The organism is Thermodesulfobacteriota bacterium (assembly GCA_035325995.1).
In the GTDB taxonomy this organism is placed as follows: domain Bacteria; phylum Desulfobacterota_D; class UBA1144; order Nemesobacterales; family UBA2774; genus JADLGH01.
Genome location: DAOKYU010000009.1, coordinates 22,578 through 41,807, shown reverse-complemented (window position 1 = coordinate 41,807; position 19,230 = coordinate 22,578). Strand labels below are relative to the sequence as shown.

Sequence of the window (19,230 nt, the reverse complement as noted above, 5' to 3'; positions counted from 1 at the left end):
TAAGATTACGGAACCAGTTTGACCTTGGCCATGATGTCAGGGCGGGTAATGCCCTGACCGATCTCGGACCACACCAGCCAGCCGGTCTTGAAGCGGGTCTTCTGATCGATGGACTCCGTCTTCAGGTTTTCGCGCACCGGCATCTTTCCGACCTCTTCATCCGGGACGATGATGATCTCGTCCAGCGGCATGGAGGCGGTCAGCAGAATGCCGCCGGTGCCGTAGTTCTTGATGACACCCTTCTGGCGCAGCTCGAGCTTGGTCTGGGGATCGAGGTTCCAGCCGCGCATGTCGTTGAACCGGCGGCCGCGCATGACGATGTACTTCACCGACAGCTCCAGGTCCTCGATGATCGAGATGGCTTCGTTCAGCGCCTCTTCGGTGAGCAGGTCGCCGGTGACCTCGATGGTGTTGGTCGCCGGGATGGCCGAGGAGAGCACCGAGATGGTGCGGCGGTCCATCTCCTTGCGGATGGCGTCGGCTGCGCTGGTCTGGATGTCCATCAGCGTGCCGATGTTGCCGTTCTTGAGGACGGACACGTCCACCATCGGATTGGAGTGGATGCGATTGGTGGGGAACTCGACTTCGTCCTTGCCCACCTCCTGCTCCTGGGCGTCGCCGTCCTTGCTGATCCAGTGGGCCTTGACGGTCGGTTTCTTCTGGTAAACCGGACGTTCGCCCTTGGGCAGCGTGTGCTTGGTGAGCAGCAGCGAGGAGATCTCCTTGCGCTTGATCTCCTGTTCGATGGGCGCGGCAATGGCGGCGGCAAGCGCCCGCATGCCTTCGGGCGACTCGAGAGCCTCGCTCATGAGCCGCGCCATGGTTTCCATGTACTCCTGGGAGTGGATCTTCAACTGATTGGTTTTCATGTGCGTTGGCTCCTTGGGTTAGACGAGCAGTCGAAATTTGAGGACGCCGCTCTGTACGGAAATGGCGTGGGCGACCACGTGCTCTCCGGCCGCGACACCGTTGGTCAGGCGACCGCCCGCCGAAACTTTCAGGTCGTCTCCGGCGACGACGGTCCCTTCGAAGGCGTCGGTCTCGTAGACGCCGCCATCGCAGTAGATACCGGGCATTTCGCCACCGGCGTAGTCCTTGATCAGGATGCCGAAGGAACGCTTGGTGGGATCGGTGTTGACGGCGAACAGGTCGTCGCCGACCACGCGGACCACCTGGCCAAGCTGGCCGTCGCCCTGGATGTGGCCGTCGCCATAGGCGAGGCTGCGGTGACACGGATTGATGAATGACATGGTGTTTCCTCCTTATGCGTTGATTTCCGAGTGTTCGGGAGAGTCCTCGCCGACACGGTTGCGGTAAGCGGCCATGAACCCGTCGCGCAGGCGGTCCTCGAGCGACACCTTGCGGTCGTCCACATCGTGGGGCCGGACACCGGCGTCGCTGCGCAGCGGGGTTTCCGTCGAGGCCTTGGCGGCGGGCTTGCCGCCCTGGTCGCTGTCGGCGGGTTTCTCTTCCTTGTCCTTGTCCGCTTTGGCCGACTTGGGCAGGCGTTCGTAAGCAGCCTCGGTGGCGGCGAAGGCTTCGTCGGACAGTTCGGCCAGGCGTTTCAGTTCGGCTTCCCGGTCCTCCTCGGAAGCGAAGGAGAGTCCCTGCTTCTCCAGACGGGTGAGCAGCTTCTTGGCCCGGGAGCGGCAGGCGGCCGCCTTTTGTTCGGCTTCCAGTTCCTGGACGCGTTTCTGCAGCTCGGCGACCTGGGCCTTGAGCTGCCGGTTTTCCTTTTCCAGGTCGGTAACGCGGGCAGGATCGCCTTCCTGCTGGGCCGGTTTCTTCTTGGCCGCTTCGACGGCCTGGTCATCGGTGGGTTTGGTTTTGTCTTCCATCGTGGAATCTCCTTCGGGTTGGGATTGGTCGGGCTGGCTCTGAAGGGACGCCACCTGCAGAATCCTGGCGTTCTCGTCCGCGCCTTTGCGGTCGAGCAGTCCCAGTCCGGTGAAAGTGACGCCGTGCAGAATCTCGAAAACGGGTTGGCCGTTGAAATCACGGCCCTTGAATTTGCGCAGGTGGGTGCAGTAGTCGGCCTTGTTCTGGAAGCGCTTGTGGCAGACCGAGCATTCGCCTTCCTGGTAGTCGCACTCCATGGAGACCTGGGAGATGATCCCGCGCTTCATCAGCTTGTAGGCCAGCCGGGCGGCCGGGGTGTCGTGGACGTACAGCTCGCCGACGCATTCCACGCGGCCCCCGTTGTCGTCCTCCAGGTAGTCGGCGGCGACGATGCCACCAACGATGTCGTTGAACTCCTGCGAATGCTGCAGATCGACCTTCTTGTTCACGGCCGTCATGTGCCGACCGGACAACTCCTCGGCGGTGAAGTGGTCGCCGTTCTTGTTGGTGCCGGTGCGGCAGAGCACGAAGCTGAACTGGGGGTCGCCCGCCGAGCCGACATCCATGGCCTCGGTCGTGAGGCGTTCGCCTTCGCCCAGCCGGATGTCCACGGGGATGCTGGTGTGGAAGTTCGCGGCGGCAGCCATCGGAACGGGTTTCTCCTCCCGCTCGGCGCTGGCCTTGGCCCCGGGAGCGCAGACGAACAGACGCTCCTTGGCGTTGGAAGCCTCGCCGTGCTTGGAAGTGATGGCGTAGTGGTGATCCTTGGACTTCATCCGGCTCTGCTTGCCAAAGGAGCCGATGATCCGCTTCATCTCCTGCTCGTTGGGATAGGCGTGATCGCGATAGGAGATCAGCCAGTGCGGGATGTGCTTGGCGTTGCCGAGAAAGGTCTGGAAGAACTCGCTGGCGTTGGCCTTGGTGACGGTCTTGTGGTCGGTCTCGTAATACTTGACCTTGGTGTCGGCTTTGATTTCGAGCCCTTCCCAATAGGTCATGAGCCCCTCCACGAAGTGGTAGGCCCGCTCGTAGTTGGTGGTCGAAAACTCGGTGGCGTAAGGCGGATCGAAGTAGGCCAGATCCGCCTTGGCTTTCGGCAGCAGATCGTTGATGTCCTGCCGGTATGCCTTGTTCTCCTTGTCGTTGTCGAAGACCAGGGCGTTGATGCGCTGCAGGTTCTTGCGCAGGCGATCCTTGAACTCGTCGGGAGTGTCCTGGCGGCGGCCATAATCGGTGGACGACGAGAAGTGGCCGAAGCCACCCTTGCCGCTCATGCAGGTTTTGCCGAGGCCGAACAGGGCGATATCTTTCTTGAAGCCGGAGAGCTTGTCGCAGTTGGCGCGGATGGTGTCGATCAGCGCATGGACGCCCTTGGCGAAGAAGATGCCCTTGAAGTTGTCCTGAACGAAGCTGCCCGCCTTGGCGTTGTCGGCCAGGAGCGCCTCGATCTCGTCCTCGCTCAGGCGAACCGAGTTGTTCTCGATGATCGCCTTGGCGGCGTGATGGCAGTAGCGGAGCCGGTCGTTGGCGATGACCTGGAGGCCTTTGGTCTTGTACATGTAGGCCACGACCGCAGACCCCGAAAAGGCGTCCAGCACCGTGCCAGTGCCTTCCGGGGTATGCTTCCAGATCCAGTCGACGAGCTTCTGCTTACTGCCGATGTAGTTGGTGATGTACTTGGGGCGTTTCTCGGGAGGGAGCTCTTCAGGAGCGGACTGTTCGGCGGCCTCGGTCCCGAGCGTGTCGGGATCGAGAGTCAGCGCCGCATCGGCCTCCAGTAGAAACGCCAGCCTTTCCAGGTCTGTGGCGAACAGTTCCATCAACGTCTCCGGTCAGTTTGCTGTGCTCTCCGCGACCTGCGGGGAGCGTTCAGCGGTTACTTACCGGAAGCGTCGGCGATGTGTCGGAGGGTGACGGCGAATTTCAGCGGGCGGGGTTCAGACGGGTCAGAACGGCCTTGCCGCAGGCGTCGAGGGAGGGGTATTCGTCGCTCTCGGTGATCTCGGAAAAGAACCCGTCATAGGGGGAGCGGGACAGCCGGTGGTATTCGAGAAAATCCGCCGGAAGCGAGGTGGCCCCGGCCTCGACCAGACGGTTGACCACCCAGGCGGCCTCGTCCCTGCGGTCGGCAAGCCCGTTCGGCCCACGGTCGAGATAGTACATCTCCACATCCAGACCGGGACCCGGCCCCTGAACCCAGACGCCCACGGGCACGTATTCCGGGGCGGTGGCTTGCCGGTCTGCGATTATCGAGTCGAGCATATAGCGCAGTTTCATGACCAGTCCTCCGCGATCCGGAGATGCTCGGCCAGAAGCTGGGCGTCGATCCGGCGGAATCTTTCGGCGTTTTTCTGGCGGTAGGCGATCCAGCGTTGCCAGTCCGCCGCGAGCTCGGGCTCCGAGACCGGCTCCATCATTTCGACATGGTGAATCCGGCCCAGATCGTCGGTCAGCTCGACAATCAGCCAGCCTTCGGCCTCCTTGCCGTCATGTTCGGCCGTCAGGGTATCTTCGACCCGGACATCGACGACCTTGACGGTGTGGGCGTGCTGAAAGCCTTCGTCGTAGCCAAGCGCCTTCCACAACAGCCAGAAATCGGTGCGCAGATGGTTGCCTACGGCGTCGAAATGGGGTGCGATCCGGGTGACGGTGAAGCTGTCCACCAGGGTATCCAGAAAGAGATCCCCGGATTCCCTTAGGGTCATGCGGCTGCCCCGGTTGTTGAACCAGTGCAGCGCTTCCTGCAGCCTTCGTTTCTCCTGCTCGATAAAGTCCTTCATGGTCATTGTTTGCGTTTGCTCCAGCTTTGCGGGGTATGGACGATGTCCTCCACCTTGCGCCCGTCGGGCAGTTTCTTGATGCCGCGCCGGGTGAAACTCTGGATGATCTCCCGGCGTTCGTTGTCGCTTCTGGCGACGATGAATTCGATGTTGTCCAGCAGCGTCACCGAGTATTTGAAGATGGTCTCGTTGCCATGGCGCTGCGAGAACCGCTTCCAGTCGTCGATGCTGGCCCCCCGGTTGCGCTGCACGTAGTCATCAATCACCTTGCCGTAGGCGTCATGGTCGTAGCTGATGGCGTCCATGCGCCGCAGCATCTGTTTCTTGAAATAGAGGGCCGGTGAGGCGTCGCTGGCCGGTTGCTTCTTGATCCGGGTGAAGAAATAGCTCGCGCCGCCGGTCTGCATGTCAGCCACCGGGGACATTCCGCCCGGAGCCACGCCCATGCGCATCTTCTCGACCGTGCTGACCATGGCTCCGTTGTTCTCCATGATCAAGTCGATGAAGCCGGACATACTCTCGCCGTTGGTCAGATCGTGGACCAGCGAATAGCCCTTCATCTGTTTTTCCAGGTCCTCCTCAGTGATGTCGAACCGGAGCTGGTGCCGGTATCCGCCCTTGGCGTCGCGGTCCAGAAAGCCCGCCTGATATTCGCCCAGCGGGTTGTATCCGGAAAGCTGGGTGATGTCCTGGACGCCAAGTTCCTTTTGCCAATAGCCGCGCAGAGCCTGGACCCGCTCGGTGGTGGTGGCGTTGCGGTCGTCGAGGGATTTCTGCAGTCGTTTGTAGTCGGCGCTCTTGTCGGTCTTGCGGATGTAGGCGAGCTTTTCGAGATACATCTGCTCCGCGTTTTCCGCCGTGGCCACCCGGGTGTCGATGCCGAGCTGTTCGAGCTTTTCCAGCATCGCTTCGACCCGTCCGGGGGTGGCATCGCCATCCAGGATCATTTCCAGCTCTCCGCGCTGGGCATAAAGGTTGGTGTCCGACCAGGGGCGATAGCGGACCCGGGTGCCGTCCTCGAAGGTGACGGTGTACTGGTGCCCGTCCTGCATGCGGGAGTTGTGATTGAACAGCGTCCGGTTGTCGATGTCGTCGGCCTCGACGGTGATGGTGCCGGAACTGATCCTGCGCTTGGTGTGGGTCACCTTGCCGCGTTCCACCTTGAACGGCGGTTTCTCCTTGGGTTTCTGCGCGTCGAGCTTGGGCAGATACTGCTCAAAAACGCCGTTGGTGGCCCGGTCCCAGTCGACGGATTCTTCGATCTCCTTGACCCATTTCAGATAATGGTCCGCCATCTCCTTGACCTTGGGGTCGGCGCTCTTTTGTAGGGTCTCCAGTTTCTTGCGCAGGCGCAGGGCCTTGTCGATCTTGGTCCGGTTGTACTTGCCGTCGCCCACGTGGAAATTGACGTTTTTGACGGCGTCCAGAATCGTCGGAAAGAAGCTGTCTTCGACCAGCGGTTGTCCCTTTTCCCCGGCAGCCGTCTGCACATACCTGCGCAGCACCTCGTCGATGCGGCGGTCGGTGTCCGGCCGGATCTTCATCTTCACCACGGTGCGCTTCTTCCCCTTGAAGCTCTCAGTGAAGATCAGCGCGTTCTGGTCCTCCACGTCGCCGCTGTCGAAGGGCAACGTCTTGCCTTGCCAGCCGAGTTTGCGGGCCTCCTCGACCAGGGTCTCTTCGGCGGAGGAGAGCAGCTTTTTCTTGCCGGTGGCGGCGCTCAGCTTGTCGAAACGGAAGCCCCGATCCCCCAGCACATCGGCGTAATAACCCTCGAAGTCCCGCCGGAGATTGTGTTTCCGCTCCAAGGCCAGATCGTAGAAATGCCGCAGCCCGGCCGGGTCCTTGGCGAACCGTCCCTCGGCGTAAGGCCGCAGCAGATCGAGGTAATCCTCGTCGGCGATCTTTTCGACTTCCTGGATGTAGCGCAGGGTCGCGTTCGGATCGACCCGTACCTTCCCTTCCTTGGCCGCCCGGAAGACCTTGTTGTAAAACGGCTCTTCCTCGCCGCAGACGCCGTTGGGGTGATAGTCGAGCGAGAGCTTGTCCTGACCCAGAAACTTGAAGGCCTGGCCTTTGTCGATGCCGTAGACGCGACCGTCCCGGGCGCGGATGAATTGCTTGGAGTGTCCGTCGTGGTTGGCGATCAGCCAGTCGACCACATGCTCGCGCTGGATCTGCTCCAGTTCGATGGTGGTCAGATCCTGGGGCAGGATGTTGCGAAAATCGAAGTCGTCCCGCAGATCGGTGCGCCATTTCTGGATGGAGCCGGTGCGGCCGTTCAACTGGATGGTGCGCACCTCGATGGAATGAGGGTCGATCAGGCGACCGATCTTGTACGCGGCTTCCTCTCCGAAAGCGATGAACTCGTCATCCTTGCGGCCAATGGGCTTGAACAGCCATTTGTCGCCGTTTTCGTCGGTCCAGAACTCCTTTTCGTGTGCGCCGCCGACAGCGGCCTTGCCGGATTTCTTGAATTTCGAAGACAGGCCCTTCTGCTGCCACGCGGTATCGACGGTGGCGAACTCCGCGCCTTTCTTGCCGATCTTGGGCTCGGGCGGCTTGACCGGGATCGGCTGCGGAGCCGGTTTCGGTGGCTCTTTCTTCGGCGTGGCGGGCTTGGCCGGTGCGGTTTTCTTCTTGCCGCCATGTTTTTCGGCCCAGGCTGCGTGCTTGGTGTCGATGCTGGCCTGAACCGCTTTGATTTTCGCGGGATCGGTCTCGGTGAAGAGCGTGGCCAGCTCGTCTTTGTTGGCCCACTGCCAATACTGGACCTTGGTCTCCTTGGCGAGCGTCTTGAGCTCCGTCGATTTCAGCTTGCCGATCTGATCCTGAAAGAGCTGTTTCTTGAGGGCGATTTCCTTGCTGTGGGCCGCCAGCAGATCCTGGGGTAGATCTGTGCCGCCGGAAACCGCCTGTTCCACCTTGGCAATCGCGTCGAGGAAATCCTTGTAGCCGGTCGGCGTGTCGGGAACGACCACGGCCTTGGCGGCGTCTTCGAGTGCCGTTTTCTGTTTCAGGAGCAGCTTTTGTTTGGCCTCGTCGACTGCCTTTTTCTTGACCGACTCGGCCATGTCGGCACCGGCCTTCTTCTGCAGCGCCTCAACGAGCTGCTGCTTGTTCTTGAGGATGCCGATGCCGTGCTTCTGTTTGGCCGCCGCGAGTTCCTTGCCCATCAGGCCGCTGTGATCCACGCCGGGTTCCAGCTTATCCAGCAGCTCGATGGTCTCCTGCTTGGTCATGTTGAGGGAGATACCGTTCTCCTTCGCCATCTCCTTGAGCTGCTGAGCGGTCATGCCCTCCAGCCCCTCGGCGGGAGGGATCTTCGCCAACTGGGCGGCGAGCAGCTTGGCCTGTTTGAGTTCCGCCTGCTTCAGTCCGAGCAGCTCGACCAGTTCTTCCTTGGTCCGCAGCAGGCCGATCTTGTGTTCCTTGAGCTTGGCGCTGAGTGCCGCTCCGGCCAGGTCGCCGTGATCGATCCCCGGTTCGGCCAGATCGAGCATCTTGATGAAATCGGCCTTGGTCCGGGCAATGGCCACGCCGTTCTGTTTCGCCAGGGTCTGGAGCTGTTTGACCGTCAGCGAACCGAGGTCGGCGATGTCGCCGTTTTCAAAGGCGCTCTTGAGCTTGGCGTTCTCCTTGGCCTGGGCGTCGGCCATGCCTTCCAGCACATGGGGCGGGAGAATGCATGCGTCCCCCTGCGATGCCTGGGCGGCTGCCTTGGCGGCCATCTCGCTACCGCAGACGGTCATCGGCCAGGCCACGATGTTGGTGCAGCGGCAGTGCGGATGCGCGGGTTGCTGGGGGAACTTGTCGATGGGAAAGGTCTTGCCGTCCAGGCCGCCGCAGACCGGGCACATGCGCTCGTCCTCCATAGCCAGCCATTCCAGCTTCTGGATGCCGACCCGCTCGTGGAACTTGAGCCTGCCCATGTTGTGGGCGCGGAGAACCTCGGTGCGGGCGATCATCTCCATGCGGTACTGCGCCTTGCTGAACACCCGGCTTCCGGCCTGGCGAAAGGAGTCCTTGTCGACGATCACCTTGCCCATATCCCGGACGATGTCGTCGGCTCCCTTGCCCGTGGCGACGCCGTTCAGGATGGTGCGCTTGATGCCGTCTGCGAGTTCGCGGTGGACGTCACCGGCGAGTGTGAGGTTGTACTGCGCCATGAAGTCGAGGGCATTGGTGTCGACGATGGTGAACACCTTGGTGGCCAGCTTGTCGATGCCCTCGGGCTTCAGGTCGGCGTAGAACGGCAGCGCTGAGTCGGCGAGCTCTCCGATTCCCTGCTGGATGCCGAGCTTGAAGGAGTCCTTGGTCGTCTTGCGAAAGAGCAGGGTCTGCTCCCGTTTGAGCCGCTTCATGGTGTCGTCGAGTTCGAGCTGGAGCTTTTCCAGCCCCTTGAGGGCGGCGAGCTTGTTGTCCGGCAGGGAGCCGAGGGAGCGGTACTGGAGGATGGCGCGGGCGACCTCGTCTTCGGCCTGTTTCAGCGCCTGGGTAAGCTGGGCCGTGACCTGGTCGTTGTAGCGGTTGCGGGCCGTAAGGCTCTTTAGGGTGGCAGCATGGATGCGCTGCTTGAGGTCCGACGGCATCAGCGGGGCTCCCGACGGTCGATGAAACGACAGGCCGGGGCGTCGAAAGTGCGCTCGCTGTTGTGGACCCGGCAGTGGTTGGTGTCAGCGATGAAGTGGCTGCACTCGTCGCACACGGCCGCATCGCCGGTGGACTCCAGGTCGCCCGACCAGACCAATGCAGCCTCCGCCGTGGGTTCATTGTCCTCGGCCGGAATCCCGAGCATCTTCCGGGCGCGAGGCACGCTCAGGATGCCGGAGACGACCATATCCACCACCGGCTTCACCTGTTTCTCGTCCATCAGGTCGATCTGCTTACGTTCTGTCTCGCGGTTGGCAGCCTCGATGTCCGGGTCCAGGTCCATCTTGAGCTGAAGGCTGGAGCGGCTGATGAGTTTGCGGTCGTAGAGTTCGATGAGGAGCTTCTTGAAATCGACCGCGTCGCTGGGGTCGAGGTCGTTGAAGATGAACTGGATGCTTTTGTCGCCGTGGCCGTTCAGCTCCATCCAGTCATCGAACACCCAGTCGAGGAGCTTGCGTGCGGCCTGTTTGATCTCGCGGATCATGACCATCATCTTCTGCATGCTCACCGAGGCGGTGGCGAAATTAGGGCCATCGCCGGTCACCAGCGAGCGTGACAGACCCAGGGCCACCACGATGTCTTCCTTCACCTCCTTGACCTTGTCCTCGACGTTGAGGACCTGGCCGTCGGTGCCGTGGGTTTCGACATTGACGTAGAACGGGACCACCAGGCCGCTTTTCATGTCCATCTTGTTGACCATGTCGCGAACCTGTTCGAGCATCCGCTGGTCCGGCATCACCATCTTCTGGCCGAACGCGCCGCCCACCTTGAGCAGGCGAAACGGCGTGGCCCAGCGTTTGGCGATGGCCTGTTCGGCCCGGCGGTAGTCGCGCAGCAGTTCGATGGCTTGAAAAGCGGGAAGCACGAGGGAGTTACCCCGGGGCGAGAAGGCCGGTGCGTCCCATTTGAGGTGGACCACCTGCTCGACGGGCAGCGGGATGGATTCCCCGCCGCCGGGGGTGTCCTCGGGAAATTGCCGGGCCTCGATCAGTTCGCCCTGGGCGTATTTAACCTTGACCGAAACCGGGTTGACGCAGACCAGTTCCTCGATGTCCTGGCCGGACTTGGTAAAGCGCTTGAAGCCGATGGCGTCGCCTTTCACCAGGAGTTGAAGAACCATGTCCTTGATGAACTGCGTGATGTTCAACCGCCAGGCGGCCTCCAGGGCCTGCTCCTTAAGGGTCTCGTCATCGCTGGTGATCTTGATCTCGTCGCCCACGGCGAAGGTGCGCCAGGAGTTGACGCAGTTCTTCACCAACGGCTCCTCGACGTAGTATTCCCAGGCCTTGCGGGCGCGTTCTTCCCAGGTGGCCGGAATCGCTTCGGTGGCGTTGACCTTGCTGAAGGCGGCCGAGTCGAGCGCGGCCGCTGCGGCCAGCGGCGCGATGACAAAGCCGGTGGTGTCCAGGCTTTCGGGTTGGTCGTCCTGATGGGCAGTGCTTTCCACGTGATCCTCTCGGTAGTTTCGGCCATGACAGCCGCACATCCGGCCCGTGTGGGCCGAACCCGGCTCGATGCCGGTTACTTACCGGAGCGGGGTGGAAAGCGTCGGAGGATGCGATCAGATGAAGACCGGATTGGTGAGCACGGGCTTGAGCGAAACCACCTCTTCGCCGACCGGGTCGAGGTTGCCTTCTTCCCGGATCAGCATGGCACAGCGGACCGCGTCGATGATGTGGTCGTTGCCCTTGGAATAGATGATCTTGCCGTCCCGCAGGGTGTAGGTGTGGGTGGTGAACTGGTCTTCCACTTCCAGGTCGTCCGAGGGGAAAATGACCTGCTTGCGCTGCAGGGCTCCGTTGATGAGGCTGGTCATCAGCTCCTTGGTGCGCTTCTTGACTTCCTTGCCGTCGCGGACCGCCAGCCGGGTCATGCCGCCGAAATCGTATCCTTTGAGCCTGCCTTCCAACTCAAGCCCCTTGTACTTGTCCAGGGTGAGCAGCTCCTGAACCACGGCCAGACCGTTGCCGCCATTGTCCACGCCGATGCCCGCCGGGGTGTAGTAACGCTCCAGCAGCGCGATGATCTGGGCGATGTGCGGATAGGAAACGTGTTCAAGATGCACGCGCAGGATCATCTTCAGCAGCGTCCGCTCGCCGATCTCCGTCTCCTGGAATACGACGATCTCGGTGGGGTCGTTGGTGTAGCCCAGGTCGCCACCGATCCAGAACTGCCCGCTGCGGGGCGTGAGGTTGAGCAGCATCTCCAGCCGGTCGTGGGCCGCTTCCTCGGTGTCGCAGTCGCGCAGCTCGGAATCGGTGATGACGATCTTCTGATACTCCAGCAGATCCTGCCGACAGAGGTTGAACTGCTCGACATTGAAGGCCCCATAGGAGGGCTTGCCGTGTTCACCGGCCACCTCGTGTTGCCAGCCGGAGCTGTCGCGGCCGCCGTAGAACTCCAGCAGTTCGGCCTCGCGCTCCTCGGTCCACAGGGGATTGAGCCAGGACGGCCAGCGGAACACATGGAACTGATCCGACGAGGTGAGCCGGTAATAGGTGGTGTCGCGCAGGCCGTTGGGCGTGGAGTAGATGCGTAGCGTCCCCCCGGCCTTGAGGCACTGGCGCAGCGCCTTCCAGGCACGCTCGGTCAGCCAGGCTCCTTCATCGACCCAGACGCGGCTCACGTGCAGGGACCGGAAGGCGTCGCCATAAGCCCCGGCCGGGCGGAAATAGAGCACCGAACCGTTGGTGAACTCCAGCCGGAAGTAGGGTTTGCGGTGGATCTTGGGCTTGCCGTACTTGGTCAGGGCGATGCTGTTCATCAGATCCGGGTTGGTGTCGAGCTGGAACTCGATCTCCTCGATGATGGTATCAAGGTGCCCCTGGTGCGGAGCCGCGATGAGGCCCTGGCCGCCTCGGGTGGTGAAGGCGTAATGGAGCGCGTCGGTCGAGAGCACGATGGACTTGCCCACGTCCCGGCCGTCGAGGTGGATGATGTTCTTGGCAGGGCAGCGCAGGTCCTCCACCTGGTGCGGCCAGTAGTCGCGGCCTGAGCCATCCCGGTTGTAGAGGTAGGCTTGCCCCCACAACACGGGATCGCTCAGGGTCGCCGCGAGTTTGCGCTCCTTGTCGGTTACCGCCATCAATGCATTCCTGTCCTCAAGGCGTTTCCGAGGATGGTGCCCACCAGTTCCGTCAGGATCTGCTGCACGGCCAGGGTGTTCTTCCGGTCGTGGACAGCTTCCTGAATGTCGATGATGGCCTGGTCCAACTCCGCCCAGGCCAGGTACTGCTGCTGGGCCGCTTCCAGACGGCCGAGGGCGTTCTCGATCCGTCCCGCCGCCAGCTCGGTGCCGATTTCGACCAGGGCCTCACCGGCCTGGCGGACGGCATCGCTGTTTTCCTGAAGGATCTCTTTCATTGGCCTGCCTCCTGGTTCGAGCCGTTGGCCCATTGGTCAAGGGCGTCCACGGCGGTCTGCAGGCGCAGGCCGACACCGGTCAGGCGCTCGGCGTCCGGGTGGCCGACCTCGCGCAGCGCCTTGTTGGCCTCGGTCACATACTCGGGCGTGTGGCGGTTGACGGTGGCCACCGCCGACTGGATCTGGGCCGGAGGCCGGTAGGTGGCGCAGCCGGTCATGATCCCGGCCAGGACCAGCGGGATGGTCCATTCGAGGGTCTTCTTCAACATGTTGATCTCCTTTGGTTTATGGGTTTGGGGCACATGCAGAAAGATCTCTGCAAGCACTTGATTTCCAACGAAATAGAAGCGTCATTGGATGTGACGCGGGATGGTCCCGCATCCAAGAAAACCGGAACCGGAGGCAGGCCATGACCTACGACAGAAACCGCCAGCAGGCACTCAAGGCGTACCGAGAAAAGCAGGAAAACATCACCCGGCTGATCGAGGGCATTCGCGGCAAGCTCGAAGCGGACGCGAAGCAGACGGACATCACCTGGGCGAGCGTCGGCTCCCTCGGCCACGTCGAGGAACTGCTGCGGGAGCTGGACGAGTTCCTGTCCTGAACACACCGGGCCACCGACAAAGGAGACATCGACATGACCGAATGCACCGTGCATCAAGCCGCCGAGGCTTTCATCGGCCACCTGCGGGAATCCGGAAAGAAAGAGCGGACCCTTTACACCTACAGGAAGGACCTCGACGTGGTCGAGGCCTTCTTCGGCGCGGATCGCCAGCTCGCCGAGATCCGGCTCCCCCAGGTCGGCAAGTTCTACAAGTCCGACCTGCTGCTCAAACTCCCCGACGGCAAGGAGCGGGCCGAGCGCACCGTCGCCAAGACCGTCCGGGTGTTCCGCATGATGATGGTCTGGGCCAGGGAATCGGGGCGCATCGCGGAGCTGCCTCTGCCCAAGAGCACACCCATGGGCCACAGCCGGGTGAAGGAGTCCAGCGATGAGCAACCGAACGGCTGACCTCGACCTGACGGGCGCGACGGAGGCGTTCTGTGCCCGCCTGTCGGCCGAAGGACGCTCCCCTGCGACCATAGCCGCATACCGCCGGGACCTCGCCCTGGTGGCCCGCGTGGCCGGGAAGCTGACCCCGGGCATCGTCTGCCGGGCGGTCACGGCCGGGCTCCTCGACCAGGTGTTCTCCGCCGAGGTGGTTATCGAGAGTGAGCGCGGCCCTCGCTCGGCGGCTTCGCTCCATCGGATGAAGGCTGCGGTACGAGCCTTTTTCGCCTGGGCTGTCGAGGCGGGCGTGGTCGATGACAATCCGGCCCGGTCCATCCGCATGCATCGGCTGCCGAGAAAACTGCCGGTGTTCCTGACCGCCGCCGAAAAGAAACGGCTCCTCAAGGAACTCAAGGGACGGACCGACTTCTCCGCGCTGCGCGACCGCGCCATGATCGAGGTGCTGCTGGGCACCGGGATCAGGCTTGGCGAGCTGGCCGCGCTCGACATGGATGACATCGACCTCGACGCCAAGCATCTGCGGGTGCGGGCCAAGGGGAATGTGCCGCAGGTCAAGTTCATCAAGACCGACCTCCGCACATTGCTGCGCCGTTACCTGGCCGAGCGTCGTCGACACGGCCGCCCGGAAATGGAAGCCCTGTTCCTGTCGAACCGGGACGGCAGACTCTGCCAGCGGCAGATTGCAAACCGGCTCGCCCACTGGCTGCGGAAAGCCGGGATCGAAAAGGAACTGACGCCGCACGGGCTGCGTCACACCTTCGCCACCCACCTCTACGGCGCGACCAATGACCTGCTCGTGGTGCAGCGGGCCTTGGGACATCGCGACGTGTCCACCACCCAGATCTATACCCACCTCGTGGACGGTCAGCTCGAGGAAGCCCTCGAACGCCTCTGATCCTTCCGGACCCGACGATGGGAGCGGCCTCGGCTGCTCCTGTTTTCGTTGGCCGAGACAGTGTCGAAGACAGTGAATGACAGTGCCCGCAGAAGAACACATCCGCCGATGATGAATGATCATGACGGAGGGTCTCTTCCTCCCGGGCGGAGCGGGAAATATCGATTGACCGTAATTTCTCCTTCGCTGTCTGTCGGCCGCACATGGCTATAACTGCTTGGCTTGTGCGCTCCAGGCGCGGAACACACATGGCAATATCTGCTTGGCTTATGTGAGGGCCGCTGCCGAAGGAATGGCTGTTTGCGGGGCTTGGCCGGTTCTGCCTGGGGCTCGACATGCCAATATTTACTTGGGTTGTGTGAGAGAGCTCCGGCGCGAACATGCCAATATCTACTTGGGTTATGCGGCTCGGCTTATGCGCACACATGCCAAGCGGATATCGAGAGCTGCAGGAAGAAATCGAGGAGTGGAAATGATGATCGGCAGCCGGAGAATGCCGATTCCGAAAGTGCAAGGAACACGTCTTATCCGCAATTCCTGGTGAAGCAGTCTGCCGCAAGTCGCCGTGTGCCGGGGTCATCGGAAAAGCCCTCCATGGTGTTATCCGCAATTCTTTCCGCGTTTCTTGCGGCCGGAGGGTTTCGCGCCCGGGGCGTTGGTGGCCTCGGCCACCTTCTCAAGCAGCGCCGCCGCCCATTCCGCCGGAGAGGTCTGCAGTCCTTTCGGCTCCTCACCCTCGCGGGCGATCTTGGTGGTCTTGAGATCCTTCATGTGGCAGCGGATCATCCGGTCGAGCTTTTCGGCGGCGTCGGTGTTCCCTTCGATCTGGGCGCGGACCAGCTTCACCGAGTAGACGCCGACCAGCTCCACCTGCAGGAAGTCGCTGGACTTGTTGAACTCGAAGTCCTGGTTGAGGCGGTCAATGATCGCGTCGAACATGACCTTCTCTTCCGGCGTCAGACAGCGGTCGGCAAAGATGCCGTGGCGCAGCCGGTTCTGGTTGCCCTCGGGCGCACCAGGCCCGCGCCGGGGCGGTTCGGTCTTGCCCTCGTTGCGGTGCCAGCGGTCCAGCGTTTCTTTGTCCGGTTTGTTCAGTGCCACGTGGAAATCCTGCCGAATATTGTTTTCCCAAGCCGGGATGCGGGGCGGGAGGCCGATTTAGCCTCCAAACGCGCTCCCGCCGGTTCAGGGGTTACTTACCGGAAGCGATGGCCAACTGTCGGTCCCGATCCTGTTTTCGTTCGGCGGCGATGATCTGATTGACCCGGCGGGTGGTCACTCCGGCGAGGTTGGAGATCTCCTGGCTGCTGATCCCCTGCAGGTGAAGGGCAAGCACCAGATCGCGGCGCTCCTGGTAAAACCGGCTCGGTGCCGGGACCCAGAGAATCCCGGTGTAGTGCTTCTGGATCTGCTCGAACAGTTCCTCGGGCAGGACATCCTTGGCGTTGGCGTAGCGTTTCTTTTTCTTCACGGCTCAATCCTCCAATTTCTTCATCCACGGCTGCGGCACGTCCGGGTTGTAGAACCGCAGCGTGCTGGGACGCCCGGACTTCGGCCCGTGGATAATTTCGATAGAACGTTCGGTGACCTCGCCAATCTCCTGATCGCCATCGACGAAGCAGACCAAGCCGTAGTCCTCGCCGCAGGGAAACCGAAACCGGCCCTGGTTCTGATAGAGGCGTGCCTCGGACCAGCCCTTGGCCATGGCCTCCTCACGGATGGCGTCGACCTTGGCGACAGCCTGGGAAGTCACCGGCTGCTTACATTTCCAAGCTTGGTTCCCGGGATAAATCCAGTCCTTTCTGGGAACTTCGACGGGTTTCTCCTGGGGCTCGGGACGAAGCGCAGGTGGCCGGTAGTTTTTCGGGGAAAAGGATTGCAGGACCTCCTGGAGGTGTTCCTTGCCGAACTCCCGGATGGCCAGCTCCTGCAGGGCGTTGAATCGCTGCCGCAGCGTGTTCCAGGCATCGTCGGGGAATTTTCCGGCCTTGTGCGCGGCTTGGGCCGTGACCATGCGGGAACGTAGCCAGGCAAAGTATTCAGGCGACAGACGGCGACACAGCGTGCCGTCGATCTCCCTGTCTTCAGGCCAATCGCGGGCGTCCTTGATGTCGTGGATATCGAGCCCGGTGGAGACATAGATGGCGGGTTGCGGTGGTTGCGGTGGTAATGAGGGGGGTTCACATCCGGCCGAGGCTTCCTGCCCTCCGGCGGTGTGCTTGATCATGGTTTTCAGAAGGCTCATGGCTTCACGCTCCAGAAATACGGGTTAATCGCTTTTCCCGTTACTTACCGGAGCTGCCCTGAAACCGTCGGTGACCACCCGCTGCGGTGGATATCTGCGGTGGCTGCGGTGGTCGTGCGGTGGAAGATTTTCTTGTCCCACCGCAGGGGGTAGTTCTTTGTTTGTTATTTGTTTTTAGATAGTTATGAAGAAAGAGAAGAGAGAGTGCGGTGGTTGCGGTGGTATTTGGGGAATGTCTCTCACGCTTGGCCGGAATTTCTCTGGCGAGGAATGCCGGATCGGTGGGTCGAAAAAATATTTCAGCCCATAGGGGGTGAGACCTCTGGATTTACCACCGCAACCACCGCAAAGGCCATGAAAGCCTTGTCTGGCAAGGGTTTGGCGTGCGGTGGTCATCCACCGCAAGGGACAGCGGTGATCACCGCACCACCGCAAAAGAAAAGGACGCCCGAGAGCGTCCTGGATGATTGGGGATCGAATTGGTTGAGGTTCAGACCTGGAGAATGTTTTCGACCAGCTTGTAAACCGTGGTGCCGCCAAGGGCTCGTGGCCAGTCGGCACAAGGAGGATTGTCGCGCAGCCTGCCGCGGCGGATGGCTTCATCGATTCGGTCGCGGGTGATCTTGCGTGCGTCGATCCCCTTGTCGTAACCGGGAAGATGCCGCTTCAGCCGGTCGCTGCAATCCCGTGACGATGCGATGCCGGTGCCGTCCTCGAAATGAAGCAGCAACCAGTATTCGAACTTGGGGTTGCTGAGGGCGAAGCCGTAATTGTCGCGTGCCTGAGCCCAGGCATGAAGCTGGTCCAACTGTTCGTCGGTCCACTGATCCTTGTCCACCACGAGCCAGGCTTCGTCGGAGGATCTCAGCTCCTCCTGCCGGAGATGGTCCTCCATCCGCTTCAGTACCTGCGGCGGGGAGCTATCGTGGCTGCCTTTGAGGCAGTTCACCCGGATCACCGATTGCTGGTCATTGAAGATGGCGAAATACTGCGGCTCGGTCTTCACGCCTTCCACCGCGATCACGAACAGTTTGCGGTAGCGACGCTCGCCAAGGGGTCTCTGGAATCTGCGTCTATTCGGTGGCATCAGTTATCCCCCTCACTTTCTTCGGTGAGGCAGGGATTGGTCAAAGCGCCTCCCAACAGAATCCGGGGAATTCCACCCAGTCGTCCCTGCAGGTAGCTCTTGCGAATGTCCTTGTCGTACCGGACATCCTTGTACTCGCTGAAAGAGAGCAGGTTCGAAGCTCCGGTGGCGTCTCTTTCGGCTACCCACATCTCGTCACGGCGCAGCAGTTGCTGATCCATGAGCAGCACGTCATGGGTGGTCAACAGTAACTGCGTTCTGGTTTCCGTGGAGCAATTGGCGAGGTACGCTTCGAGCAATCTGCGTGTCAGCAGCGTGTGCAGGCTGCGGTCGACCTCGTCGATCACGTAGACCTTCTTCGAGACCTGGGCCGACAGCTCAAGAAACGCGGGCAGCAGATCGATCACCCGCTGTGAGCCGTCCGACTCCTGGCGGATCTCGAACTTGGCTTCCGTGCCGTCCGCCTTCGGATGATAGGTCACCAGCTTCTTGGCGATCAGTTCACCACCTTTGCGGGTCACCACAAATCGCTCGTTGATCGGCTCGGTCAGCAGACGAACGGTCATGCCTTCCTTGACGTCTTCCTGCAGCTTGGTCTTCAGTGGCTCGGGCAGCGGAATGTTCTCGAAAGGGATCTCCTCACCACCCAGGTGCGCGATGCCGGTGTCGAGCTGCGGCAGCATCTCGTTCATGGTCGAGTAGAGCGGGTGCCCCTCGTCGAGGAACTGCTCGAAAGGTTCGAAGCGGGAATCGGGCGCGACCAGCTCGAGCGTGTCCTTGAACCAGTCGTAGACCGGCCGGAAATTGTCGACCTTCTGGGAAACCGAGTTGGTCAGAAAGAGTTGGTTGTCCCGGGTCCCTTTGAAGGCGAACTGGAGGAACTGGTCCTTGGCCAGGGAATCATCGAAGTTGGGCTTTCCGTCCCGACGGTGGTAGAGCACCTTTTCACTGGTGCTGGTAATGGCCACCAGCTTCTCTTCCAGAACCGCCTTGCGGGTCACCGCGAAGCTGAACTCGTAAATGATCTCGTCGATCAGCAGCTCGAAGCCAAACCGTGACGGCTGATCAGCCACCTTGGCGTCCAGCCGGAACGGCTCGACAGGAATCAGGCTGTCGGGCTGGGTGCCCTTGACGACCAGCGCCTTGGCGAAACTCAGGGCCTTGAAAAAATTGGTCTTGCCCGACGCGTTGCCGCCATAAATTGCCGCAACCGGAAGAACTCTCGTCTGGTACTTGCCGAGCTTGGGAACCCTGTCTCCATGCTGGCGCTCCCTGCTGGCGACCATCGAAAATGTGACCTGGTTGCGGAAGGACATCCAGTTTTCGAGTGAGAAACTGACTATCATCTTACCGCCT

Annotated in this window: 18 protein-coding genes; 3 read left to right on the top strand and 15 right to left on the bottom strand. The window is 61.5% G+C overall.

Annotated elements, in window-relative coordinates:
- Positions 1-5: 5 nt before the first annotated feature.
- The 10 genes from PKC29_11975 to PKC29_11930 all read right to left on the bottom strand — a co-directional run bounded on the left by PKC29_11975 (position 6) and on the right by PKC29_11930 (position 12,904).
- Positions 6-869, bottom strand: a complete 864-nt coding sequence (locus PKC29_11975; protein HML96133.1) for a hypothetical protein — start codon at positions 867-869, stop codon at positions 6-8.
- An 18-nt stretch (positions 870-887) separates the two neighbouring features.
- The gene (locus PKC29_11970) at positions 888-1,250 is read right to left on the bottom strand and encodes a hypothetical protein (GenBank protein ID HML96132.1); all 363 of its coding nucleotides are present in this window, start codon (positions 1,248-1,250) and stop codon (positions 888-890) included.
- A 12-nt stretch (positions 1,251-1,262) separates the two neighbouring features.
- Positions 1,263-3,659, bottom strand: a complete 2,397-nt coding sequence (locus PKC29_11965; GenBank protein HML96131.1) for a DNA adenine methylase — start codon at positions 3,657-3,659, stop codon at positions 1,263-1,265.
- 103 nt (positions 3,660-3,762) lie between these two features.
- On the bottom strand, positions 3,763-4,116 hold the full coding sequence (locus tag PKC29_11960; GenBank protein HML96130.1) for a hypothetical protein: 354 nt from the start codon (positions 4,114-4,116) through the stop codon (positions 3,763-3,765).
- Positions 4,113-4,625, bottom strand: coding sequence for a hypothetical protein (locus PKC29_11955; GenBank protein ID HML96129.1), 513 nt, complete (start codon positions 4,623-4,625; stop codon positions 4,113-4,115). Before PKC29_11955 ends, PKC29_11960 begins: the two co-directional genes overlap by 4 nt.
- On the bottom strand, positions 4,622-9,211 hold the full coding sequence (locus PKC29_11950; protein HML96128.1) for a minor capsid protein: 4,590 nt from the start codon (positions 9,209-9,211) through the stop codon (positions 4,622-4,624). The genes PKC29_11955 and PKC29_11950 overlap by 4 nt, the downstream gene beginning before the upstream one ends.
- On the bottom strand, positions 9,211-10,719 hold the full coding sequence (locus PKC29_11945) for a phage portal protein (GenBank protein ID HML96127.1): 1,509 nt from the start codon (positions 10,717-10,719) through the stop codon (positions 9,211-9,213). Before PKC29_11945 ends, PKC29_11950 begins: the two co-directional genes overlap by 1 nt.
- Positions 10,720-10,833: 114 nt before the next feature.
- Positions 10,834-12,357, bottom strand: a complete 1,524-nt coding sequence (locus PKC29_11940) for a terminase family protein (GenBank protein HML96126.1) — start codon at positions 12,355-12,357, stop codon at positions 10,834-10,836.
- Positions 12,357-12,635, bottom strand: a complete 279-nt coding sequence (locus PKC29_11935) for a hypothetical protein (GenBank protein ID HML96125.1) — start codon at positions 12,633-12,635, stop codon at positions 12,357-12,359. The genes PKC29_11940 and PKC29_11935 overlap by 1 nt, the downstream gene beginning before the upstream one ends.
- Entirely contained in the window at positions 12,632-12,904 is a 273-nt protein-coding gene (locus tag PKC29_11930; protein ID HML96124.1) for a hypothetical protein, read from the bottom strand. Before PKC29_11930 ends, PKC29_11935 begins: the two co-directional genes overlap by 4 nt.
- Positions 12,905-13,044: 140 nt before the next feature.
- Between PKC29_11930 and PKC29_11925 the strand changes: the two genes are divergently transcribed.
- From PKC29_11925 to PKC29_11915, 3 genes are read left to right on the top strand one after another with little or no spacing between them, the layout of a single operon-like run.
- Entirely contained in the window at positions 13,045-13,239 is a 195-nt protein-coding gene (locus tag PKC29_11925; protein HML96123.1) for a hypothetical protein, read from the top strand.
- Positions 13,240-13,272: 33 nt separating this feature from the next.
- Entirely contained in the window at positions 13,273-13,647 is a 375-nt protein-coding gene (locus PKC29_11920) for a hypothetical protein (GenBank protein HML96122.1), read from the top strand.
- A complete protein-coding gene (locus tag PKC29_11915) occupies positions 13,628-14,542 on the top strand; it encodes a tyrosine-type recombinase/integrase (protein HML96121.1) in 915 nt (304 codons plus the stop codon). Before PKC29_11920 ends, PKC29_11915 begins: the two co-directional genes overlap by 20 nt.
- Positions 14,543-15,142: 600 nt before the next feature.
- Here PKC29_11915 and PKC29_11910 read toward each other — a convergent pair.
- From PKC29_11910 to PKC29_11890, 5 genes are all read right to left on the bottom strand, one after another.
- A complete protein-coding gene (locus tag PKC29_11910) occupies positions 15,143-15,643 on the bottom strand; it encodes a hypothetical protein (GenBank protein HML96120.1) in 501 nt (166 codons plus the stop codon).
- A gap of 91 nt (positions 15,644-15,734) precedes the next feature.
- Positions 15,735-16,013: a hypothetical protein gene (locus tag PKC29_11905; protein ID HML96119.1), complete on the bottom strand. Its 279-nt coding sequence runs from the start codon at positions 16,011-16,013 to the stop codon at positions 15,735-15,737.
- 3 nt (positions 16,014-16,016) lie between these two features.
- Positions 16,017-16,787: a hypothetical protein gene (locus tag PKC29_11900; protein HML96118.1), complete on the bottom strand. Its 771-nt coding sequence runs from the start codon at positions 16,785-16,787 to the stop codon at positions 16,017-16,019.
- 490 nt (positions 16,788-17,277) lie between these two features.
- The gene (locus tag PKC29_11895; GenBank protein HML96117.1) at positions 17,278-17,874 is read right to left on the bottom strand and encodes an RloB family protein; all 597 of its coding nucleotides are present in this window, start codon (positions 17,872-17,874) and stop codon (positions 17,278-17,280) included.
- Positions 17,874-19,220 (bottom strand): ATP-binding protein, encoded by a 1,347-nt coding sequence (locus PKC29_11890; protein HML96116.1) that lies wholly within the window; start codon positions 19,218-19,220, stop codon positions 17,874-17,876. The genes PKC29_11895 and PKC29_11890 overlap by 1 nt, the downstream gene beginning before the upstream one ends.
- Positions 19,221-19,230: the final 10 nt, after the last annotated feature.